19 protein-coding genes and 1 pseudogene are annotated in these 23,055 nt (G+C 63.7%); 9 read left to right on the forward strand and 11 right to left on the reverse strand.

Going from position 1 to position 23,055, the window contains the following annotated elements; all coding sequences use genetic code 11:
• Positions 1-9: 9 nt before the first annotated feature.
• Positions 10-684, reverse strand: coding sequence for a helix-turn-helix domain-containing protein (locus ABS642_RS04050; protein WP_350352345.1), 675 nt, complete (start codon positions 682-684; stop codon positions 10-12).
• An 86-nt stretch (positions 685-770) separates the two neighbouring features.
• Between ABS642_RS04050 and ABS642_RS04055 the strand changes: the two genes are divergently transcribed.
• Entirely contained in the window at positions 771-1,181 is a 411-nt protein-coding gene (locus ABS642_RS04055) for a DUF1761 domain-containing protein (RefSeq protein ID WP_350352346.1), read from the forward strand.
• An 89-nt stretch (positions 1,182-1,270) separates the two neighbouring features.
• Here ABS642_RS04055 and ABS642_RS04060 read toward each other — a convergent pair whose 3' ends face one another.
• Positions 1,271-2,389 (reverse strand): BsuBI/PstI family type II restriction endonuclease, encoded by a 1,119-nt coding sequence (locus ABS642_RS04060; RefSeq protein ID WP_350352347.1) that lies wholly within the window; start codon positions 2,387-2,389, stop codon positions 1,271-1,273.
• Positions 2,389-4,020, reverse strand: a complete 1,632-nt coding sequence (locus tag ABS642_RS04065) for an Eco57I restriction-modification methylase domain-containing protein (RefSeq protein WP_350352348.1) — start codon at positions 4,018-4,020, stop codon at positions 2,389-2,391. Before ABS642_RS04065 ends, ABS642_RS04060 begins: the two co-directional genes overlap by 1 nt.
• Before the next feature lie 782 nt (positions 4,021-4,802).
• On the opposite strand from ABS642_RS04065, the gene ABS642_RS04070 reads away from it, so the two are divergent.
• Complete coding sequence (locus ABS642_RS04070; RefSeq protein WP_350352349.1) at positions 4,803-5,921, forward strand: DUF262 domain-containing protein; 1,119 nt, start codon at positions 4,803-4,805, stop codon at positions 5,919-5,921.
• A 369-nt stretch (positions 5,922-6,290) separates the two neighbouring features.
• On the opposite strand, the pseudogene ABS642_RS04075 reads toward ABS642_RS04070, so the two are convergent.
• Positions 6,291-6,512 (reverse strand): annotated as a pseudogene (locus tag ABS642_RS04075) (MerR family transcriptional regulator); the annotation flags it as partial.
• Between the two features lie 847 nt (positions 6,513-7,359).
• Here ABS642_RS04075 and ABS642_RS04080 point away from each other — a divergent pair.
• Together ABS642_RS04080 and ABS642_RS04085 are read left to right on the forward strand one after the other, a co-directional pair.
• Positions 7,360-7,956: a recombinase family protein gene (locus tag ABS642_RS04080; RefSeq protein WP_350352350.1), complete on the forward strand. Its 597-nt coding sequence runs from the start codon at positions 7,360-7,362 to the stop codon at positions 7,954-7,956.
• Between the two features lie 733 nt (positions 7,957-8,689).
• Positions 8,690-9,064 carry a hypothetical protein gene (locus tag ABS642_RS04085; RefSeq protein WP_350352351.1) on the forward strand — a complete coding sequence of 125 codons (375 nt, stop codon included), beginning with the start codon at positions 8,690-8,692 and terminating at the stop codon, positions 9,062-9,064.
• 725 nt (positions 9,065-9,789) lie between these two features.
• Here the strand turns inward: ABS642_RS04085 and ABS642_RS04090 are convergent.
• Entirely contained in the window at positions 9,790-10,821 is a 1,032-nt protein-coding gene (locus tag ABS642_RS04090) for an ATP-binding protein (protein WP_350352352.1), read from the reverse strand.
• 6 nt (positions 10,822-10,827) lie between these two features.
• Positions 10,828-12,741: a Mu transposase C-terminal domain-containing protein gene (locus ABS642_RS04095; RefSeq protein ID WP_350352353.1), complete on the reverse strand. Its 1,914-nt coding sequence runs from the start codon at positions 12,739-12,741 to the stop codon at positions 10,828-10,830.
• A gap of 1,001 nt (positions 12,742-13,742) precedes the next feature.
• Here ABS642_RS04095 and ABS642_RS04100 point away from each other — a divergent pair.
• Entirely contained in the window at positions 13,743-14,588 is an 846-nt protein-coding gene (locus tag ABS642_RS04100) for a methyltransferase (RefSeq protein ID WP_350352354.1), read from the forward strand.
• Positions 14,589-14,630: 42 nt separating this feature from the next.
• Here ABS642_RS04100 and ABS642_RS04105 read toward each other — a convergent pair whose 3' ends face one another.
• The 4 genes from ABS642_RS04105 to ABS642_RS04120 all read right to left on the reverse strand — a co-directional run bounded on the left by ABS642_RS04105 (position 14,631) and on the right by ABS642_RS04120 (position 19,013).
• Positions 14,631-15,668: a serine hydrolase domain-containing protein gene (locus ABS642_RS04105; protein ID WP_350353395.1), complete on the reverse strand. Its 1,038-nt coding sequence runs from the start codon at positions 15,666-15,668 to the stop codon at positions 14,631-14,633.
• 143 nt (positions 15,669-15,811) lie between these two features.
• Positions 15,812-18,169: an excinuclease ABC subunit UvrA gene (locus ABS642_RS04110; RefSeq protein ID WP_350352355.1), complete on the reverse strand. Its 2,358-nt coding sequence runs from the start codon at positions 18,167-18,169 to the stop codon at positions 15,812-15,814.
• A 29-nt stretch (positions 18,170-18,198) separates the two neighbouring features.
• On the reverse strand, positions 18,199-18,609 hold the full coding sequence (locus ABS642_RS04115; protein ID WP_282217187.1) for a VOC family protein: 411 nt from the start codon (positions 18,607-18,609) through the stop codon (positions 18,199-18,201).
• Between the two features lie 5 nt (positions 18,610-18,614).
• On the reverse strand, positions 18,615-19,013 hold the full coding sequence (locus ABS642_RS04120) for a helix-turn-helix transcriptional regulator (protein ID WP_282217483.1): 399 nt from the start codon (positions 19,011-19,013) through the stop codon (positions 18,615-18,617).
• Between the two features lie 178 nt (positions 19,014-19,191).
• Between ABS642_RS04120 and ABS642_RS04125 the strand changes: the two genes are divergently transcribed.
• On the forward strand, positions 19,192-19,782 hold the full coding sequence (locus ABS642_RS04125) for a DUF308 domain-containing protein (RefSeq protein WP_350352356.1): 591 nt from the start codon (positions 19,192-19,194) through the stop codon (positions 19,780-19,782).
• A gap of 73 nt (positions 19,783-19,855) precedes the next feature.
• On the opposite strand, the gene ABS642_RS04130 is transcribed toward ABS642_RS04125, so the two are convergent.
• The gene (locus ABS642_RS04130; protein WP_350352357.1) at positions 19,856-20,620 is read right to left on the reverse strand and encodes an SDR family oxidoreductase; all 765 of its coding nucleotides are present in this window, start codon (positions 20,618-20,620) and stop codon (positions 19,856-19,858) included.
• Positions 20,621-20,740: 120 nt separating this feature from the next.
• Here ABS642_RS04130 and ABS642_RS04135 point away from each other — a divergent pair, with 120 nt between their 5' ends.
• From ABS642_RS04135 to ABS642_RS04145, 3 genes are read left to right on the forward strand one after another with little or no spacing between them, the layout of a single operon-like run.
• Positions 20,741-21,214 carry an NfeD family protein gene (locus ABS642_RS04135; RefSeq protein WP_282217190.1) on the forward strand — a complete coding sequence of 158 codons (474 nt, stop codon included), beginning with the start codon at positions 20,741-20,743 and terminating at the stop codon, positions 21,212-21,214.
• 9 nt (positions 21,215-21,223) lie between these two features.
• On the forward strand, positions 21,224-22,156 hold the full coding sequence (locus ABS642_RS04140; protein ID WP_282217191.1) for an SPFH domain-containing protein: 933 nt from the start codon (positions 21,224-21,226) through the stop codon (positions 22,154-22,156).
• Positions 22,153-22,950, forward strand: coding sequence for a glycerophosphodiester phosphodiesterase family protein (locus ABS642_RS04145; RefSeq protein WP_350352359.1), 798 nt, complete (start codon positions 22,153-22,155; stop codon positions 22,948-22,950). Before ABS642_RS04140 ends, ABS642_RS04145 begins: the two co-directional genes overlap by 4 nt.
• The last annotated feature ends 105 nt before the right edge of the window (positions 22,951-23,055 follow it).

The following is a 23,055-nucleotide window of genomic DNA, read 5'->3' on the forward strand; positions in this document are numbered from 1 at the left end:
TTCGGGCGATCAGGTTTCGGGGCTGAGTTTCGGCACGCCAGCGGAGCGTCCCGCAGGAAAGAGGGAATCAAGAACCTGCGCGTCACCGCGGATTCGCAGCGAGGGGCGCGCCTGTTCGACCGTCAGTGCGCCGGCTGCAAGGGCGACGATAACCTCAGGGTCCGCTTCGACGATGGTCCCTGCCGCGTGGTCAGGTCGATGGAGAGCTTGGGGGCCACGCTCGTCAACGAGCAGGGTGATCGAGTACCCCTCGATCAATAGATCGACCTCGACCGCGGGCGTCGCCGTGACGCCTCTCAGGAGGGCGGGCAGAGCGAGAACCAGCCAGCGCGGATGGAACGCATCGTCGCCACGTCCTGAGACGACCAGTGGCGTTCCCCACCGTCCAAGGGCTTCCATCGGTTCGCGCAGCTCGGCACCCCACGGGGTCAGGGCATAGAGCACGCCAGCATCCCCGAGCCGTCGTTCGACGATGCCGTTTTCGTCTAGCGTGCGCAGTCTCTCGGCCAAGAGGTTCGAGGCGATGCCAGCGAGTGATGCTTTCAGTTCGTTGTAGCGCAATGGGCCGGGAAGCAGCTCCCGGACGATGAGGAGATTCCACCGCTCTCCTACGAGGTCGAGCGCGCGCGCCAGACCGCAGAACTGCCCGTAGGAGCGGGCTCCGGGTCGCTTTACTTTCTCCATTGCGATAGATACTATCAACCTGTTGCCTGGTCTGCCACTGCTGGCCGCCATCGGGCGACGCTCGCGCCTACAGGGGAGTGAATCGCATGATGGGTATCAACTGGCTTGGTGTCGTCCTCGCCATCGTCGTAGGGATGATCGTCGCGTTTGTCTGGTACCAAAAAGGGCCCATCGCTAACGCCTGGGAAAAGCTGACAGGGGTAACCCCGGAGCGGATCAAGCCGGTGCGGGTGAGAAGCATGGTCCAGCTCTTCATCACCGTCATCATCATGGCGATCGGGCTGGCGGTCGTGATCCAGCTCGCGGCCGAGGCGACCGGTGATGATTCGGTGTGGGCGGCATTGCTCGTGGGGCTCGTGATGTGGGTCGCGTTCTCGGCGTCGACACTGGTCCAGCACAACGCATTCGAGTTGAAGCCCGCCAAGCTCACGATCATCAACACTGGGTATCAGCTCGTGCTCTTCCTCGCGATGTCACTGGTACTCGGACTGTTGTAGAGGATGCCGGAAACGTTCGATTTCGGCGAAACGGATTCGGCAAATCAGCCGGCACCCGGAGATGATATCGATCAGGCGTGCGTAGCGGGTCAGGAGCTTCCGGGCCTCAGCGGCGTGACTGGTGCAAGCGTGCCTGTGGTGTCGATGGTGTCCCACTGAAGCTCGTAATCGGGCTCGTCGCGGAACCACGCGAACGTGCCAGCAGCAAGGTCCTTCAGTCGCCGCCGCGCCGGGTCGGCGTTCCGGCTCTCGAAGGCGGTGAGAAATGCGAGTTGGTCGGGCGGGATCCGTTGAGCCGCTGCCCATTCGATGAGCTGAGCTTTGCGTCGTTCGTCGATGGGGCCGTCAGAATGGACGGCCTCGATCACCCAGAAGCGGCCTCCGGGACCTCCGTCGAACAGCAACGCATCCGGTAGCAGCTGAGTTACGGAGATCGCTAAGCCGAGTCTTTGGAGTCGTTGTTCGTCTACGTACGCTTGCTTCTCGCCTGGCTCGGAGATTGCCAGGACCAACGGGTTGAGCAGCTTGCGAGGTGCCCACTCTTCGACGACGCCCTTCAAGATCAGTGATGCGGCGCCCGGCTCGAGGAGTCGAACTGACCCGTTGGGCAGGATAACCTTTACGGCATCGACCGCCTGTGCGCGCTCTCGCACTGCCATGGCCCGTGCTCTCGCGCTCGTCGTCATGTGCGTGTCGATCCAGGCGAGTATTGCTGCATCGAGGTCATCACCGACCAGCTGCGGGTCGAAAAGATCAGCGAAATGATCGGCGAGTGCCCAGCGAGGGCCCGACGAAGTGGTTTTCACGCCGGGCTTACTCACCATGGCGTTGTTGTCGTACAGCGAGTTCCACGAGTCGTCGCGGAGTGATTCGCGCGAGTCCTGGGCGTACCAGGGCTGGAATGTCAGACCCCAGCTGCCCACCAGGTTGCTGACCGCCTTACTGCCCCGCATCGCGGCTTTGCCCCAGGCGATGCGCTGGGCATCAGAGGTGCCCGTAGCGAGCACTTCCTCTTGCATCCACAAGGCGGTCGAGGGGCGAGCCCACACGATGTCGGTGCCGTCGACGGCACCGACGTAGATCATTGCTACGACGCCTGCGGCTGAGATGGGGCTGGAGAGATCCGCGTCGAACGCTTCCCGCGAGAAGATCCTTCGAAGCCGTTGTTCGGCAAGTTCTCGCGTGATGATGGGGCGTAGGGACACCATCAGCTGAGCCTGTATGCCTTCGCCACGGCCCGTTCAAGCTCCTCGCCCTGTAACTGCTCCCAGGATGCCAGGACCTCCGCGGAGGGAAGGGGCAAAGCTGCGAGTTCGTAGCTGGATACCGCGACCGTGCCGCTGAGGCAGCGCATCAAGCGGTCGAGAGTTCGAGTGGCCAAAACGCGCGCGACTGTAGCTCGGGAAAGCAGCGGGACCAGCATGGTCGGCCGCAGAACGTTGACGTGATTCTCTACGACGACGCTCCCGCCGAGCTCGTCGAGTTTTTTCGCGGTGAGTTCGGCGGGAACGAGTCGTCGCGTCTGTTCTGGAGCTGTGGTGCGTTGTACCAACACCGCGGGTTCGCTGAGAGTCATGACGTTGGCGTCGCGATCACTGTGGATCGTGAGGTACCGCTGGCTGTCTCGGCTCGTGCTGCGGTGCACCTCTCCGTCTTCGATGTCAGCGCCCCACAGGATGGGGCGGCGAGACTTCGCTGGTTTCGCGTGGATATCGTCGCGCCGTCGGTTCCAGACGAGCGGTCCGGTTGATGCGTGGTACCCAGCAGCGCTCAGGGTGAGGGGAAGCTGGGCGGCCGCTGCGGCGATCGCGGCGTCGGCGGGGTCGCGCGGGATGAGCCAGGGGTTTTCGCCGCGGGGAGGGGCGATGGATGCGACCGATTCAATGTGCCCATTTACGCGCCCCACCGCAGTCTTGCGGTGTCGTCGGCGCTGGAACACCGCGAGGCAGGTCTCTTGGAGCACTCCCGTGAACGATCCGCTGCGGTCCTGAACAAACGCGACGCTACGCAGCGGAGCGTGCTCAGAGAGATATCCGCGAAGCCTGTGCTGGTAGAGGCCGGCCGCGAAACTCGTGGGCACCAGGGCGCTGAGTACACCATCAGGCGTGAGGTTGCGTGCACCTTCTGCCATGAACAGGCCGTAGATGTTCGCGTGGCCGTAGACCGCGTGAGCAAAGCGCTGGCGCGTCGCCGGATCGAGTGAGACCCGTCCGTAAGGGGGATTCATGATCGCGATCGTTGCTGGAGCAAGGTCAGGGTCCAACCCATCGCCCTGTCGAACGAGCCCTGGGAGAGGCCGGCGGTGCTTTTCGGGGACGCGAGCGAGTGTCGGCAGCATCTCCGCAGCGAGAATTACGCTCCCGACCCACGCTGCGTGAGCATCCTGATCGACACCCTCGATGAGTTGCGGAAGACCGTTGAGCACGAGCGAGGCGTCGTCTGTCGTTGTGGCGTGGAGGTGCTCCCGGAGAGGGGGCAACAGCAATGCGCCTGAGCCAGCCGCAGGGTCTCGAATGAGACCAGGGAGCCGGTTGTAGTCGGCCTTCCATCCCAGAGCGACGCGCGTCTGCGACCACAGATGGTCGGCGAGGTCAGCCGGGGTGTAATGCTGGCCGTGCTGGACGCGGCTGGCCGGCGACACCGTCTGTACGTACGCTTGCCCGAGTTCGTGGCCAGAACGCTCGTGAAGATCAGGGGCATCGGCTACTTCGTCGAACACCGGTTCTTGTGCTGCGATCGCGTGCTGGGGATCAAGCCATGGACCCGACAGCCCCGCCCGCGCCGCGCGATGAGCCCACCAACCCCGCACCGAAGTGAGAACCTCGGCGGTGGCATCCACTCGATACGCAGCCGCCGACGCAGCCGCTGTCTTCGTCCCCGTACGCGCCATGGTCACAACCATAGAGCGAACCACCGTCAGCGCCGATCTAACTCGCGGGTAGGCCAGGGAGTAGCGCGCGGTGCCTTTGATCTCCGGGGCGATTGGAGTGATGGTGAAGGTGCGCGTGACATCCTCTAGCGATCACGGCATGATCGACTTGTGTTAGAACGGTCGACGTTAGCCGCGGAGCTGCTTGAGTTGACCCCTGATGACTACGTTTCTCACCGACTCATCGACCGAGTGCCGGCGGTCTTCGACGACCGCTTCGCGTACATCGCGTGGAAACATGAACTTGCCACGGGGCTAAAGGTAGATCCTTACGGGGTCATCCTCGTAGGAAGCGCGTGTACCGGATACAGTCTGAACCCGCAAAAGAACTTCCGCGACTTCCATGAACGCAGTGACCTGGACGTAGCTGTTGTTTCCGATCGACACTTCGATGAGGCCTGGCGGTTCTTGCGAGACCTGGGCGCACAAATCCATAAACTTCCCACCGCGAGCAAGAAAGCCGTGAACTCGCATCGATCTGGCCATGTTTTCGATGGGGTCATTGCCACGGACACCTTCGTCGAACATCTACCATTCGGAAAAACGTGGGTACCAGTTCTCGAGGCTATGACCCTGGCTGCCCCGGCCAACGGACGCAAGGTGAAGGTGCGCCTCTACCGAGACCTATTCGCACTCAGGTCGTACCAGCGTCGCGGAGTGGAAGATGCCCGAACACGTCTAGCTGAAGGTGCATGATGACTCAGGACTACCTCCGTATCTCCACGCTCACTGCCGCGACGTTCAAGCGGCTGTCGGACCACGGACAACTGGAGCTCAAACCTCCCTATCAGCGCAACCCGGTGTGGTTGGAGGGCCAGAAGAGCTATCTGATCGACACGATCCTCCACGGCTTCCCGGTGCCCGAGCTTTACATGCAGGTCGTGGCCGACCAAACGGGAGCCGAGACCCACATCGTCGTCGACGGTCAACAACGTCTGACCGCACTTCTCGACTTCATCGCAGGCGAATACACGCTCAGTGGGCTCGAATCGAGCTGGAACGACAGTAGCTTCGAAGACTTGACAGCCGAGGAGAAGACCTCGATTTTTGGCTACAACTTCGTCGTGCGGATGCTACCTGAGATGCCCGACGAACAGATCCGGGCTATCTTCCAGCGGTTGAACCGCAACGTGGTCGCACTCAGTCGGCAAGAGCTCAGACACGCTACCTATTGGGGCGAGTTCATCAAGTCCATGGAGACCTTGGCCACCGACGGGTTCTGGAGAAACTCCGGAGTCTTCACCGCCAACGAAGTGCGCCGCATGCTCGACGTCGAGTTCATCAGCGAACTCGCAATCGGACTGATGCACGGCCCCCAGAACAAGAAACTCAGCCTCGAACGCTGGTACGCCGTCTACGAGGCCGAGTACGAGGAGGGAGAACGAACGGAAGCTGTGTTTCGTTCCACCCTCGGCGAGATTGATCGGATGTTGCCAAATCTCAGCCGAACTCGCTGGGCAAAGAAGTCTGACTTCTACACGCTCTTCCTCTACCTGGCCTCGCGCGCAGATGCATTCCCGCTTTCCAGTGATGAGCGAGAAGAATTGTCAGCTCAGCTCGTGCAGTTCGCCGATCAGGTTGGCGTCGTTCTTCGGCTCGACCCGACCGAATCCGCAACGGTCGTGAAGCCTGTCCTGGACTATGCGCGTGCAGTACAGCGCGCTGCGAGCGATCTCGGAAATCGGCGCGCGCGAGCTCGAGGACTCGAAGACTTTATTTCGGGTGAACGCGGCGTCGTCACGCTCAACAGCGAGGAGCCGGATGAGGCGACGGAGGAGTACCAGGCCGAGGACGCGTACGACGACGAGTAGGCATGGAAGCAGACGCGAACGCAGTTGCCTCCCGCTACGGACAGCCGATCGGTGATCAGCGTGGTGCGGACCCCTCAGTCTCGGGGCTCTCCTCGTCTGCCCAGCTCAGATTGAGCGCCCGGTGATCCGATGAAACAATGACCCATCACAACGGGTCTTCATCTCCGCGTGGCCTCATCGCTGCTTGCCTTCGGTGTCTGTAGTTGGGTCGAAGGCAGCTAGGGTCTGGACGACTCGATCGATCGCTGGATCTAGCCGGACAACCGTGGATGGCAGAGCAAAATCGGTCGATTTGAGTTCGGCTGTGATCTGGATGGCGTTGCGATCGTGCACCAGGTACATGCCTCGCAACCCTGCCAGATCAACAGGGCGGAGCGTTTCGATGATCTGTCTAATCTGCTGCAGCGACAGACCCGAGTCCAGGAGCTCCTTCACCAGCCGCAACAAGACCACGGTGTTACCGGAAAATCGCCGCCCCCCAACTTCGTCATCTCCGGTGGTCGGGGTAACGAGTTCTGTTCGAGCCCAATAGTCGAGCTGGCGGTATGTGATGCCAGCTGCCCTCGCTGCGACAGCACCTCGGTACAGGCTTCCGAGGACGCGGCGGCGGTCGGATTCGCTTACTGTTGAGTCGGGAGCCGCTGGTTCGATCTCCGGTTCGGGGGCCGCAGCGTCCCGTCCGGCTTCGAACACGGAGTCGGACGCTTCGTAGTAGGACGTATCGAGTTTCGCGGTGCCAACCTCGATCAGTAGCGGCACTCTCTGCGTGATTGCGATGAACAGCAGTAAGCCGCCAAATAGGACGAGCGCAGTGGTGCCGGCCTGGTTGTCCGACACGAACGCTGCAACTCCGCCTGCTGATACGAGAGCGACGCCGAACACCCAGCAAAGGGCGCGAGTCCTTGGACCAATCTCCACGGAAGTGATGCGTGGAGGCTTGGCGCTGGTGTCGTCCGTCATTTGAGCTCCTATTGTCGAATCAAATCTAACGGCTGCTACACCTACCGATACCGCAACCTCGCGTACGTCAAACCGAGCGAGGTTGAAGTGCTTCTGGACGTACCTCAGATGCCCGAGATGCAAACCAGTGAGCGTTTCATCACCCTCACAGCCTGCTCGCCCTTGGGCTCGCTCGCCGAGCGCATCGTGGCGTACGGCGCATTCGGGAGCTTCGAACCGCGAGCAGAGGGGCGCCCGCGTCGCTCGCGGACGTGGTTCCGTAGCCATTGCCACCCGTGCGTCTCGCGGACAAGATTGATCTGGTGAGGTTCCGCGACGGCGTCCAAGAAATGTACAGGTTTTCGAGACGCACCGAGCACTGGACGCTTCGTAGGCGACTTCCGCGAAATTTCGGGGTGCGTGCTGTCTTGAAAACTTGTCTCGGTGCATTTCGTCTCACCCAGGTGTGCAGAGAAGGTTTCTGAGCCAGACTGGTCGCATGAGGCTTCTCGGATACACGCGGGTGAGCACGTCGAGTCAGGACGCGCAGTTGCAGGTGGACGCGCTCACCTCGGCGGGCGTTCAAAAGCGCGATGTGTTCGCAGACGTCACGTCGGGAAGTCGGAAAGCGGTCGAGCGTCCGGGAATGATGAAGCTGCTCGAGCATGCCGCCGAGGGAGACACAGTCGTCGTCTGGCGAGTCGACCGCCTCGGCAGATCTCTCATCGATGTATTGAATACGGTTAACCTGATGCGCGAGCGGGGCGTACACGTCCGATCTATCTCGGACGGCATCGATCCAGCGACGTCGACAGGCCGGCTGATGCTGAACATGCTCGCCACCCTTGCCGAGTACGAGCGCGAGTTGATCGTCGAACGCGTGAATGCCGGCATCGCAGCGGCTCGACAAAACGGCACGCGTTTCGGACGGCCGCTGTCCAACCCGGCGGTGATCGCTGACAAGCTGGAGCTGGTCAAGGAAGCTCGCGCGAAGGGCCGCACCGCCGAGGACGCGGCGCGCCTGGTTGGGTGGAGCCGTGCAACTCTTTACCGTCACCAGCAAGCCGAAGCTGCGCGCGACAACGCAAAGATGTAGAGGAGCGGTGGACGCTAACGGGCGGTGGTGGATTCGCGAGAGAGCGCAGCGCGGGTATCAGTATCGGAAGCGTGGCGTCACTACGCTCGCTCCCCATCCGAGCGCTGGCTCAGGGACTCATCGTATGGCGCCCGATATGGTCGCTACGATCAAGCTCCTCGCGCTGACCACGCCTCAGTCCGCGCTCATGACGTTGCACCGACCAGCAGCTATCGCGACGCTCGCCAGTAGCTCCTCGTGCAGTTGCCTTCGGGTAATCCGGACCGTCACAGGCTGACGCGCCATGTCTGGTTCTGCGGATCGCCCCGTTTCCGTTGGTGCGCCGTCGTGGATATACGGCATCACGTCGACAGAACAAGATAAGTCAGGGTTCTGGCGACGACGTCGGGGGTTGTCGATCTGCGACCGCCCGCACAATTTCTCTGCGACGAGTTTGGACGACCTGCGTAGATTGGCGTTGCCCAGCGTCTCGTCTGATGCTGACCGGGCACGCGCGGAAGTGGCAGTGCTCGCGCGCCCGTGGGGACGAACCCGCGCTTTGCGCTCAGACCCTGATCATCCGGAGAATCGGGCCGATCTGGCTGAGTCCCTTCAGCGCTGGGGGAGACGCACGCGTCGCACGCCGATGACAGGGCTTTGGTTCGTGCCCGGCTGGGTACTCGAACCTTGGACAAATCCTCGGTTTGCGGAGCTACCGGGGAGTGAGCCCGTACATGTCGAGGTCTTGTCGGGCATGGAAAGCTCGGCTTTCGAACCAGGACTCGCCCGTGTCCGCCACCAGCCTCAAGGCGTCAGCCTAGAACTGTTCGACGACCACCTGCTCGTGTTCACTCTGGCTGGCGCAGCACACGCCCCGGGCGTGATCCGTCCCGGTGTGGTGCTTGACGCGCGAGTGATGGTTCATGACCCCGAATCACGAAAGCCGACCGAGGACGCCCTCGCGACGATCGCGCTGCGTGGCGCATATCTCGGAGCGGTGATCGGACGTGCGCCCATGCAACATCGCCGAGTGCTACAGGGAGAGCCGTTGCAAGATATCTGTGCGGACACTGCGAAGCAGATCCGCTGGCATCTCAACGCGCTCGAGCTCGCCGATCAAATGGCTTAGGAGCGCGCCGGCGCGCCAGGGTTCCGCGTTGGAAGCCAACCCTTCTATGCGAGCAGCAAGCCATTCCGTACACGGGTTGAGCCTCTGTCCTGCAGGGGAGCCAGCCAGCTGGAGCAGTCCATCTCCGATAAAGAGGTCGCGGGCAATCGTCACCTGGGAGGCGTACTGGGCGGCGCGTGTTGTCCGCGTATCGAGTGTGCGGTGGCGCTCGTTGATCCAGCGTTGGTCGACTGCGAGCTGCACCAGCCGAGACGCGAAGCGCATCTCGCTCGACTCCATCGTCAGACCAGCAAGAGCTATGTCTCGGCGGAAGCTACGTTCGGCGCGCATAGACCCGCCGTCCGCACTCCCGCCGTCGGTCGAATCGATCCACCGGGCGTGCTTGAAGCAGACTAGTCCGAACTGGGGGAGTGGTCCCGAAGCAGGATGCCCCCGAGTGCATCTACGACAAAGGTCCCGGTCGATCACGCCGATCGAGACCGCTTGACAAGCCGGTGAGGGGTGATCATCGCCGAGCACACGCCAAGCGGCATGCCACTCCCGTTGATCGACGTACGGACCCAGTGCGCCTATCTGTGTTAACCATGTTTTCACGATCTTTGCACTAGTACCGTTGGCTTCTGCGAGGCGACGAATATAGCTGTCGAATGATTCGTTTGCGAAGCGGCGACGCCTGATTGGTAACGGCTGTAGTTCCTCCGGGCGGATCGGTCGCGGTTGATCAGTCATGCCGACGCCGCTCTGGGTGCGCTCGGCGAGACATGCCCGGCAGAGGAGGCCTCGGGGCTTCGGGTTATCGTCGCAAGGTGCTGCAGATCAGCTTTGACAACGTGTTCACGACCCGTCAGAATCGCCTCGATTGCCGCCCGTCTAAGTAGTGCCCGCAGTTGACCAATCGAGCCACCGCTGGCGTCGAATAGGAAGTCCGCCGCGTGGTTTAGTGCGTCGTCCGGCTGTTCTGCGAGAGGGAGAAGATCATTGAGCGTCGCGACCAGCTCCCTCCATTCGGCGCGCCCCTCGGCGGATCGGGAAGCATACCCCACCATCTCGTACTTCATGGCTCGGCCGGCGAGCTGCTCACCGACCGGGCCTGCAAAAACGGGAGATCGCGGCAGGTCAATACCCGCAAAGAGAAACGCGGCGTCAAGGCGCTCGGCGAAAAGCTTTAGCACTGATGCCGCTTCAGCGCCCATCTGGCGGTTGCTATGCACGTTGTGAATCTCGTCCAATACAACAAGCGACGTGCGTAGCGTGCGCAAGACGTGAACGACTTGCTCTGTGAGTTCCTGCGCCGTCTGTGATCGGGTGTGGGGGATGCCGAGAGTGTTGCAGAACGAGATCATGAGCATCTTCGGGGTCGTCGCCGCTGGTGTGACCACGTAAACCGAAGGCTGAAACTCTGTAGTCGACAGCAAGGGGTGTCGTTGCCGTTGCCGTCTCTCATGTTGTTTTGCGACCCACATGACTGCCGTCGTTTTCCCGTACGTTGGGGCGCCGGAGACCGCCAGCGTGCGAGAGAGCGTAGCCGCGTCGCTCAGTGCTTCTGCGCTGAGGATCGCCCATAGGCGGCGCAATTGGCGAACGTCGGGCGTCTCAAGGACGATGTCGGCACTAAGCCACCGCACGCGTTGCCGGTCATAGCTCTCGCGAGCGGCAGCGGTGAGTGCGCTGATTTGCTTAGCTGTCAGTTCGTCGGGCTTTGACTGGGTACGTAAGACGAACTCGCGCCATGAGTCCAGAGTCGTGGGAAGCGCCATGGGGTGCTACTCCAGAATCCTGAGACGCCTTGGGGGAGAGGATAGGTCGGTATCCACCGTTTCGTCCGCAGTCGGAGGCGAGACGATCCGCAGAATGGGTGCGCGGTCGGTCAGCGCCGTCGCACTCTTCGTTCGTGTGCGTGTCTCTGCGCGTTCCCTCTGAATTCGAGTTATCTCCTCGAGGAGATCGGCTCCGCGTGCTGTCGGACCTGAGCCGGCCTCGAGAGTGGCACGCGCGGCGCGAAGGACTTCCCCGGAGAACGGCTGGTCAGATAAGGCTGATAGGGTCCACGCCGCGCAGATCCAGGAGCCTGCACGATGATCGCGTACCCACACCTGTCGCAGATTGTACGGATCGAATCGCACCTCCCAACGTCCACGTGCGGGGCCGGGCAACCCGGAGGAGCGGCCGCGCAGCGGGTGAAGCGCATCGTTGTCATAGACGAGTCCGTGCAGGTTGATTCCATATGGCTGAATCGTTCTCCACGCAATTGGCATCAGCGCGATGTAGTCCTCTTCAGCCAGGCCGACAGCGACCTGCGGTGCAGCGACGGCGAGCACCTGATACATCTGATTCGGACTCAGCGTGCGTCGCGGAATGTCAGGCAGGCGCAAGCCCGATTGCGGCGTTGTCTGCCAAGACGTGAGCACCCAGAGGTCGAGGAGAATTTGCAGCTCGTCTACCGTCCATACTGCGTCGTCTTTGGGGTGCGCACCACGATCCGCAACGGACCCGCCTGTGAATCCAGCGAGATACTGAACGAATCCATCACGGATGCGCTTGAACCCACCCTCAACGTGCGGTTTGTCAGTCGGATGTCGTGGGTTCGCGATGATCTGCGAGATCTCGAGCCTCTCGCATGCGGCCGTAAAGGTTGATCCGGCGAAGACCTTGCCGCGATCGACGGTCACCGATTCGGGAACGATTAAAGGCATCGTCTCCGCCAGCTCCTGCCATTCCTCATCAGTGGGGAGGAAACCGGGGCCGAGCAGGGCACGTGCCTGATCACGCGTCGCAGGCCAGCCGGGGCGTTTACTCAGCGGGGTGAGCATTCGTGCGAGCAGCACGGCGCCGATGTCGACCGATTTCGTTGCCCCAGCGCGCAGTAGCGTGCCGCAGATCGTACCCGTGGCAACGTCGATGGCGTAGGTCAACTCAGGTCGGCCGTGGGAACCATCGGGCAGAACCGCGATCACGTCCAACGGTGTGGAATCAAACTCGACCAGCTCGCCCGGGCGGGTCGCAACTGTCCCGTGGAATGTCCGCTGCGGTCGGAGTGCTTTTGAACGCCTCGTTGTCGCTGACCCGAAACTACTTCGACCACGGTCGTGCTCTTGGAGAAGCCGGAACATCGTCGCGCGTGAGGGGATCTTCAGACCGATCCGCTCGGCGTTCCATCCGATTCGCCGGATTGCGCGTGTCTGCGTCCCCGTTGATGCGTCCTGTTGAGCGGACAGTTCTTCCTCGATCAGTTCGAGAATCCGCGGGTCCACGCGTGACGGTCGCGGGCCGTTGTCTCGCCGACGATCTATCAATCCCGCGATGCCATGAGCGCGATATGCAGCAAGGTACCGCCACACCTGTCGCTCGCTCACGCGGATACCATGTGCCGCCAGCTGCTGGCGCGCGTGCTCCACGTTGAGACCGCGAGCAGACTCATCGGCATGGTTGTGCAGTACATCTGCGAGGAACTCACACCGTGCGCGTTCCTCGGGCGAGACGCGGCTGAGCTTCGCGACATCGGATAGCGCCTCGCGATGCTGTTCGATGGCGGCCGCCGAGACCAGAGTTGACGCGAGGACCTTCTGGTGTCGGAGAGAGTTCGCGTGCTGTACTTCCACCGTGGCGCCATCTATCGCGACCACTTGGCAGCGGATGCCGTCGAGCACGACCCATTCCCACAACCGAATCTTGTTCATACTGCAACCAGTACGGAGTTGTCAGTCAGCGGGGAACACTCGTCCTGAAGCGCGAGGCGCCGGTGCCAAAGCAGGGAGTACACGCCCGCCCGCGTCAATCGCTCGTCGCCTCCATGGGCGCTGATCAACTCACGTAGCTCGCGCGGTTCCGCAGCGTACTCGAGGAGCTGGGTCTCTTCCTCTCGTTCGAGCCGGCAGCGAGAGAAGCGATACGCTGCCAGCCACTTCGCTGTGCTCATGGCCAGTCGAGGTACGGTTCGTACCGCTGCGACGTTCACCGAGGTCGCCCGAAAGACGTGAGCGAGTTCGTCTGCGTCCGACTCAGAACCTCTAACGAGCAGAAGACGTGAATGATCCCGCTGGTCTATCAACAACCAGGGGCGGGGGAGCGCCGGTGCACCCCGCGCCGGCAGGACGAGACACGGATCGCGCACAATCTGTGCCGCGCCCCCACCAAAATCGATCATCATGAGCACATCGCGTTCCACGAGCGATCGGAATCCGATGTGCGATGCAGTGGATGCAAACCACCAGTTCCCCTGAAAGGACTCGGCCGCTGCACGACCCGGAGTTCGCGAGATGGGGGAGAGCTCCCCAGGTTTGCTCTGGGCGAACTCCGAGATAGACAGATTGACCCGGGCTCGATGCGTTCGTGGCTGGCAAACCACGCGTGGTTGTGCCATCAGGTTCACCACTGAACTCATTGTTGTCACCGCCCAGCCTGGCTCCGAGGTCGATGGGAGAATCATGTGCCCCCGAAGGATCAACGCGCAAGAGCAGGTTGATCAACCCTCATCGGAGCGGCCGTCACTGACAGGTTGAATGAGATTCGGGCCGCAGTCCCGGAGATTGACAGGTCCAATGAGACAACTGACACGTCTGGTGAGACCGGGCAGTGATTCGCCCAGGCGTGGGGGATCTTCAGAGACGAACTGACATAATGTGCATTATCGGTTTATCCGCGTGGATCGATTGGGAGGGCCCTCACTAGGCTTCCTCCCATGACTCCACGCAACGTCGAGATCGACTGGGAAGCCGCGCGGCACGCGAATCAGCAGAACTGGAATGACCGGGTGCCGTTGCACGAGGACGCCTACGGACTCGACGCCTTCGACGACCCGACGCATCTCAGTGACTTCATACGGCACGACCTTCCGGTACTCGAGTCGTTCCTGGCGTCGCACAGCGTCTCCGGGCTGGATGTGTGCCACCTGCAATGCCACATCGGGACCGACACGATCTCGCTGGCTCGTGCCGGCGCCACGGTCACCGGTGTGGACTTCTCACGACCCGCCCTCCGTGCCGCTGCCGAACTCGCACGGCGTACGGGCGTCACTGCTACCTGGGTGGAGACGGATGTGCTCGAAGCTCGGAGCGCCGTCGAGGGTGAATTCGATGTGGTCTACACGAGCATCGGCACCGTCACGTGGCTGGAGGATCTGGACCGCTGGGCCGCTCAGATCGCAGCGCTGCTCCGCCGCGGCGGCATCTTCTTCATCCGCGACGGCCATCCGTCGCTGTACGCCCTCGACGAGGATGCCGCGACGCTGACGATCCGCTACCCGTACTTCGGCGACGGCCGAGCACAGCAATGGGACGATGCCTCCACCTACGTCGGAGACGGCACCGTGGCGCACCCGCGCACCTTCGAGTGGCCGCACCCGCTTTCGGAGATCATCGGAGCGCTGCTCCGCGCAGGTCTCCGATTGATCCATTTCGACGAAGGACGCACGTTGCCGTGGCAGTTCAGCCCTCGCATGGTCGAAGTTGACGGCGACTGGGCTTGGCCCGAGGGCGAACGCAACCTCGTGCCCTGTACATACACGATCGTCGCGCGCCGGGACTGACCGCACTGCGCCGACGGGAAAGCGAGACCCTGGTCCCCGCACTCAGCCCGACGCGCCGTAGAGGTGCTCACGAAGCACACTCGCAGCAGCACCCGCGGCGCTCTCCCCCGGCGCCGCGTCCACTCCTGCGGTGAAGATGACATCTCCGTGATCCGCGTAGAGCGACCACTCGGCGGAGAAGACGTCGTTCCCGCCGTCATGCCAGTAGATGCGGCCGAGATCGGGAACGTCCTGCACGACGAGTCCGTAACCGTAGAAGCTCGATCCGGCATCGTCCTCAGCGATGTGAGGCTGCTGCAGGCGGTCCAGCGCCGAGGCTGAGAGCAGGCGGCCGCTCGTCAACTCCTGGAGGAAGCGGACGAACGTCGGCGCCGTGGTGACCAGTCCGCCGTTGCCGACGAGGTTCCAGGAGACATCGTGTTCACCCCAACTCGCCGCAAGGACGCTCTCGCCGCTCGCGGAGCGAATCGACCGCTCATCGGCATACTCCGACAGGTACCCGATACCCCCGACTCCCGTAGGGGCCAGCACCTCGTCACGCAGGTAATCCTCGTAAGACCTGCCGCTGCGGATCTCGATGATGGCGGCGAGGATCGAGTATCCGACGTTCGAGTAGGCATATCGCGTGCCGGGGAGCTCGATCAACGGCGATGTGAACGCACGCCTCAGCAACTCGTCCCGATCGATCTGCTCGAAGTCGTCCCCTACCGATCCGGTCAGACCACCGCTGTGCGTGAGCAGCTGCTCGACGGTGATCCTCGACTTGTCCTCGGGCACACCGGGGAAGATCTCCGCCAGCGTCTCGTCGAGCCGCACAACCGACTGATCGACGAGCTTCGAGACGGCCACAGCCGTCACCGTCTTCGTGATCGAGCCGATGTCCACCAACGTCTTCTCCGCCGGCACGCCGTCTTCCTGCAGCGCACCGAACTCCCGCACCGACGGCGGCGCCCCGTCCAATGACACAGCGACGACCACCGAGGTGTCAGCGCGGTCAAGAGCGCCGTAGGCCGCCTCCAGGCTGCTCTGCTTCGACGGCGGAGATGCCTCAGGGGCAGGCGCGCTCGCGCACCCGGTCATGGCGAGCACGAGGGGGCTGTGAGCGAGAGACCACGGACGAGACGGGACAGGTCCTGATGCTAGATCGAGAGGACGCCCTCTGCGGGGCTCATAGCAACATGAGACCGACCTCGGTGCCGGCTCATAGGCGATCGCCGGCTGCGTCACACCCCCACGTACTCGGCGAGGTGCTCCCCCGTCAGCGTCGATTTTTGGGATACCAAATCGGCAGGCTTCCCTTCGAACACGATCGTGCCGCCATCGTGGCCCGCGCCGGGACCGATGTCGATGATCCAGTCGGCGTGCGCCATGACGGCCTGGTGGTGTTCGATCACGATCACGGTCTTGCCCGAATCGACGAGCCGATCGAGAAGTCCGAGGATCTTGTCGACGTCGGCCAGATGAAGACCGGTGGTGGGCTCATCGAGCACGTAGATGTCGCCCTTCTCCCCCATCTGGATGGCCAGCTTGATCCTCTGACGCTCGCCGCCGGACAACGTCGACAGCGGCTGGCCGAGTGACAGGTATCCGAGCCCGACGTCGTCCAGGCGGCCCAGGATCGCGGTGACCGCCGGGATCTTCGCCTCGCCGTCGGAGAAGAACACCCGCGCATCCGATACCGGGAGATCCAACACCTCGGTGATGTCCTTGCCTGCCAGCTTGTACTCCAGCACGCTCGCCTGGAAGCGCTTGCCACCGCAGTCCTCGCACGGCGTCTCGATCGTGTCCATGAAGCCGAGCTCGGTGATGATGACCCCGGCGCCCTTGCAGGTCGGACACGCACCCTCGGAGTTCGCGCTGAACAGGGCCGGCTTCACTCCGTTGGCCTTCGCGAACGCCTTGCGGATCGGCTCGAGCATCCCCGTGTACGTCGCAGGATTGCTCCGCCGCGAACCCTTGATCGCCCCCTGGTCGATCGCCACCACGCCGTCTCGACGCGAGACCGAACCGTGGATGAGCGAGCTCTTGCCCGACCCTGCGACGCCAGTGACGACCGTCAGCACTCCGGTCGGGATGTCGACGTCGACGTTCTGGAGGTTGTTCGCCGTGGCACCCCGCACCTCGATGGCGCCGTCGCTCGCGCGCACGGCATCCTTCAGCTGAGCACGATCTTCCAGATGATCGCCGGTGCGCGTGCCGCTGGACTTGAGACCTTCGACCGTGCCCTCGAAGCAGATCTCTCCGCCGGCGCCTCCGGCTCCCGGGCCGAGGTCGATCACGTGGTCGCCGATGGCGATGGTCTCGGGCTTGTGCTCGACCACCAGGACCGTGTTGCCCTTGTCGCGCAGCTTCAGCAGCAGACTGTTCATGCGCTGGATGTCGTGCGGGTGCAGTCCGATCGTCGGCTCATCGAACACGTACGTGACGTCGGTGAGCGAGGACCCGAGATGGCGGAGCATCTTGATCCGCTGCGCCTCTCCCCCGGAGAGCGAACCGGACGGCCGCTCGAGGCTGAGGTAGCCGAGTCCGAGCGTCACGAACGCGTCGAGATTCGCGCTGAGAGCCTCGAGGAGGGGTCCTGCTCCGGGCAGCTCGAGTCCGCGCACCCACGCGGCGAGGTCGGTCACCTGCATGCGACAGGCATCGGCGATGCTGACGCCGTCGATCTTCGAGGAGCGCGCTCCCTCGGTGAGCCGGGTTCCATCGCACTCCGGGCAGACCGCGAACGTCGCGACCCGTTCGACGAAGGCGCGGATGTGCGGCTGCAGCGCGTCGAGGTCCTTCGACAGCATCGACTTGGTGATCTTCGGGATCAGACCCTCATAGGTCATGTTGATCCCGGAGATCTTCACCTTGGTCACCTCGCCGTAGAGCAGGAGGTGCCGCTGCTTCTCGGTGAACTGCGCGATCGGCTTGTCGGCCGGATAGAAGCCCGAGGCCGAGAAGCCCTTCACCATCCATCCGTCAGCGGTGTACCCCGGAACCATGATCGCGCCCTCGTCGAGCGACTTCGACTCGTCGACGATCTGCGCGAGGTCGAGGTCGGACACCGCTCCCCTGCCCTCGCATCGCGGGCACATCCCCCCGAGGTAGATCGCATCCTTCACGATCTTCTTCTCGCCGCTCGGGCCCGTCATCACGCCACTCGCCCGCTGGGTCGGGATGTTGAAGGAGAACGCCGTCGGCCCGCCGATGTACGGCGAGCCCAGCTTGCTGAAGAGGATGCGGAGCATGGCGTTCGCATCGGTCACGGTGCCGACCGTCGAACGCGGATTGGCGCCGAGACGCTCCTGGTCGACGATGATGGCCGTGGTCAGTCCGTCGAGGACGTCGACATCCGGACGCGGGACCGACGGCATGAACCCCTGCACGAAGGCGCTGTAGGTCTCGTCGATCATGCGTCGGGACTCGGCGGCGATCGTGTCGAACACGAGCGAGCTCTTGCCCGATCCCGAGACACCCGTGAAGACGGTGAGGCGTCGCTTCGGGATGTCGACGCTGATGTCTTTCAGATTGTTCTCCCGCGCGCCCTGCACGCGGATCAGGTCATGGGCGTCTGCGGGATGCTCGGCGGCGGTCATCGGCGTCCTTCGTTGTCGAGGCTGATCGGTCAGCCGGCCTGATTGATACGGAGCAGGTTCCCTGCCGGGTCGCGGAACGCGCAGTCGCGCACTCCGTATGGCTGATCCATGGGCTCCTGCACGACGTCGGCCCCACCCTCGACCAGACGCTCGAACAGGCCGTCGAGATCGTCGCTCGCGAGGGTCAGCGCACCATAGCTGCCCTTCGCGATGAGTTCGAGGATGGTCTGCCGCTCCACGTCGGTGATGCCGGGGTCAGTGGCCGGCGGGTGCAGGACGATCGAGGTCTCGGGCTGGCCGGCGGGACCGACAGTGAGCCAGCGGAGCCCGTCGTACCCGACGTCGTTGCGCACCTCGAAGCCGAGCGTGTCTCGGTAGAACCCGAGGGCCGCATCGGCGTCGGTGTGCGGGAGGAAGGCGTAGTGGATGCTGATGTTCATGGTGTTCACGCTAGATGCGCATCGGTGCGCGGTGCTTCTTGATTCCTGATCGGTCTGGTCACGTGCTTGGCCTGGAAGGACGGGATGCCGTCGACATTGGCGGCGCGTTCACGGTACACCCGGGGTGAGACACCGACCAGCTCGGTGAACCGCGTGCTGAACGTTCCGAGCGACGAGCACCCGACCTCGAAGCACACCTCGGTCACGCTCAGGTCGCCACGGCGCAGCAGAGCCATCGCCCGTTCGATACGACGGGTCATCAGATAGGAGTACGGCGACTCCCCGTACGCCTCGCGGAACTGGCGGCTCAGATGCCCCGCAGACATGTGAACTCCCCTGGCAAGAGCTTCGACGTCCAACGGCCGCGCGTACTCGCGGTCGATGCGGTCCCTCACCTTCCGCATCACGGCGAGCTCGCGCAGGCGGGCGTCGTCCACGGCTGTCACGAGTCGATCCTGTCATGTCACCAGACGTCACGGGGTGACGTTCTGCGACGCGCGATCGAAGCCTCTCCCACAGGCGATCCCGCGGGCGCTACCCTGAGGGCATCCCCACAGGATTCTCTCAGAAAGGGTCCACATCATGTCCGAACCACTCTCCGAAGCGAAGTCCCTCTTCAAGTCCATCCGCGTCGCGCTGGCCGTGTCCGGCGTCATCGCTCTCATCGCCGGCCTCGTCCTCCTGATCTGGCCGGTGAAGTCGGCGGTCATCGTGACGGCGATCTTCGCCACCTATCTGATCATCGCCGGCCTCGTGTACATCGGACTCGGCATCTTCTCGGGCGCCAAGGGCGGATGGTCCCGCGTCGGCCACATCGTGCTGGGTCTCGTCTACATCGTCGCCGGTGTGATCGCCTACGCGAACCTCGGTGCGGCTGCGGCGACCCTCGCGTTCCTCGTCGTCATCTTCATCGGCATCAGCTGGATCGTGGACGGCGTCGTCTCGCTGTCGCTGCTCGGCCGTGACGGTTCGCGCGTGTGGACGCTGCTCTACGCGCTGCTGAGCATCATCGCCGGAGTCGTCGTGCTGTTCTCGCCGATCATCGCCGGCCTGGCGTTCTGGCTGCTCCTCGGCATCTCGCTCGTCGCACTCGGCATCGTGCAGATCGTCCGTGCGATCACGCTCGGCAAGGACGCGAGAACCTTCACCGCCGCGGAGGGCGCGACGGCCTGACGGTCCTGACGACAGCGATCGGCCCCGCCCTGAGCGAAGCAGGACGGGGCCGATCGTCGTTCGGGCGTCCTTCTTACTCTGCGGCGAACGCGCTGACGTCGCCGACGAGCCTCGTGTTGTCGGCGGGCACCGGGTCGACCGCGGCCTTCGCCACCTCGGCGGCGAACTCCGACACGTTGTAGAGCTTGCCCGCGGACTCGCGGCGCTCGGCGATGGCACCGGGGTTGGCACGCTCGAGAAGAGTCGCCGTGATCGTGCCCTCGATCATGTCGCCGGAGACGACGGTGAAGCCGATGCCCTTCTCGGCGAGACCGGGGATGAGCTCCCGGAGCGCATCCTCCCCCGCTCGCTTCGAGAGCGCGACCGGCTCGTACTCGGGCATCGTCGGCGTGGTGCGGATGAAGTGCGCCTGGTGGCTGGTCACGAAGACCACGCGTGCGCCGTCGCCGAGCAGCGGCGTCGCCGCGTTCAGGACGTTGAGCTGGGCGTCGCGGTTCAGCGTCAGGGCGTAGTCCGCGGCCATCCCGGACTCCATGCCGCCCGAGGCATTGAGGACCAGGACGTCGAGCCGGCCGTACTCGGCGCGGATCGCGTCGAACATCTCGGCGACGGATGCCGGATCGGTGAGGTCGGCCCCCACGACGAGCGCCCGGCGACCCAGTTCGCGCAGCTGCGCGGCGAGCTTCTCGGCCCGCGGAGCCTTGTTCCGGAAGTTGATGACGACATCGGCACCGGCCTCGGCCAGGTAGCGCACCGTGTCGGCGCCGATCCCCCGGGATGAGCCGGTGACGAGGGCGACCTTGCCGTCGAGAGATCCTGCGGGAAGAACGTCGGTCACGATGACTCCTGGAGATGGGTGAGATGCCGTGATCGCACGGCTCTCACAGACTATCAATCAGGGCCCGGGGCACCCGAGAGCGTCGACGGCGCGTGATAGGTTGACCGCAAAGGAGGCCGCATGAACGACTTCTCCGTCTTCATCGAACTGATCGACAATTGGGCGTGGATCGGTTGGCTGGTCCTGATCGCTCTCTTCCTCGTGATCGAGATGCTCACTCTCGACTTCACCTTCCTCATGCTCAGCTTCGGCAGCGTGATCGGTCTGGTCGCCGACCTCGTCGGGCTCCCGGTCTGGGCACAGGTGCTGATCGCGGCGGCGGCCGCAGCGTTGTTCGTCCTCTTCCTCCGGCCTCCACTCCTGAAGAGGTTGCGGCGCGGCGAGGACCCCACGAAGTCGAATGTCGATGCACTGATCGACCTCCGTGGCATCGCTCTGCACGACGTCACGCAGATCTCCGGCCAGGTCAAGCTCAGCAACGGTGACACCTGGACCGCCCGCACATCCACCTCTGTGCCGATCCCCCAAGGCTCACCGGTCGCGGTCATCGCGATCAATGGGGCGACCGCCACCGTCCGCCCCGTCAATGACTAGGAGAAACACATGAACGACTCCTCGTTCATCCCGGCCGCCATCGGTTGGATACTCGTTATCGCGGTGATCATCTTCGTGGTGGTCACGCTGGCCCGGTCCATCCGGATCATCCCCCAGGCGACCGCGGGCGTGGTGGAACGGCTCGGCCGGTACCACAAGACCCTCATGCCGGGTCTGAACCTCCTGGTGCCCTTCATCGACCGACTCCGCCCGCTGATCGACATGCGCGAGCAGGTCGTCTCGTTCCCGCCGCAGCCGGTGATCACCGAGGACAACCTGGTCGTCTCCATCGACACGGTCGTGTACTTCCAGGTGACGGACGCTCGTGCGGCCACCTACGAGATCGCGAACTACCTCGGCGCCGTCGAGCAGCTGACGACCACGACGTTGCGAAACGTCGTCGGTGGACTCAACCTCGAAGAGGCGTTGACGAGCCGCGACAACATCAACGGCCAGCTCCGAGTCGTGCTCGATGAGGCGACCGGCAAGTGGGGCATCCGTGTCGGCCGCGTCGAACTGAAGGCCATCGATCCGCCGATATCCATCCAGGATTCGATGGAGAAGCAGATGCGCGCAGAGCGGGACCGGCGCGCGGCCATCCTCACGGCAGAGGGAACCAAGCAGTCCGCGATCCTCGAAGCAGAAGGTGCGCGTCAGGCCGAGATCCTCCGCGCAGAGGGCGACAAGCAGGCCGCGGTGCTCCGCGCGCAGGGTGAGGCCGAGGCCATCCAGAACGTCTTCACGGCGATCCACCAGGGTGCTCCGGACGACAAGCTGCTCGCATACCAGTACCTTCAGATGCTGCCGAAGATCAGCGAAGGCCAGTCCAACAAGCTGTGGATCATCCCGAGCGAGCTCACCGAGGCTCTCAAGGGCATCGGCAGCGCCTTCACGCCGAAGCCCGGCCAGGGCGGCCCGAGCAACACTCTGCCGGGCGCGTGACGCACCCGTACTTCTCGAAGGCACGGCATCCCCGAGTCCTCGCTCACCGCGGTCTGATCACCGCGGCGGGCGAGGATTCCGGCGTCTGGGAGAACACAGCGGCGTCGTTCGCCGCCGCTCACGCCGCCGGTGTCGACTACATCGAGACGGACTGCCAGGTGACGGCCGACGGCGACGTGGTGCTCTTCCACGACGCGACGCTCGAACGTCTCCTCGGCGACCAACGTCCGGTGAGGGAGGTGCGCACGAGGGAACTCCGCAGCGTCTTCGCCGATCATGGCGGGCTGCTCACGGTCGCGGAAGCACTCTCCTCGTTCCCGCGGATCCGGTTCAACATCGATGTGAAGACGGATGCCGCCACGGGACTCCTCGGCCCGATCCTCGCGGAGCACACGCATCGGGTGCTCGTGACGAGCTTCTCCGACGCACACCGTCGCGCGACGATCGCGTCCGTCATGGGAGCAGGTGCCGCGCTCCGGCCTGCCACGTCGGGCGGCAGCCGCACGATCGCCGCATTGCGTGCGGTCTCGTCCCTGCGCCTCTCCCCCACCAGGGTCCTCCGTGAGATCGATGCTCTGCAGATCCCCGAACGGCATGGCGCGCTCACGGTGCTGACCCCGGCGCTGCTCCGCGCCGCGCATCGCTCCGGTGTCGAGGTGCACGTGTGGACGGTCAACGATCCGGACGAGATGAGGCGCCTGGTGGGCCTCGGGGTCGATGGCATCGTCTCCGATCGTGCCGACGTCGCACTGGCCGCGCTCCACCCCGCTGACGGCCCTCGGCGGGCTCTATAACCTCCTTCGCTGGGATTACGCTGTGAATCCCACCGAGAATCCGCTCGCGTTGAGCAGGCGCACAGGCTGGAGCGTTATACCTGACAGCGACGAGAGGACCACAAA

It is taken from the genome of Microbacterium sp. A8/3-1 (assembly GCF_040267695.1).
Classification (GTDB): Bacteria; Actinomycetota; Actinomycetes; order Actinomycetales; family Microbacteriaceae; genus Microbacterium; species Microbacterium luteolum.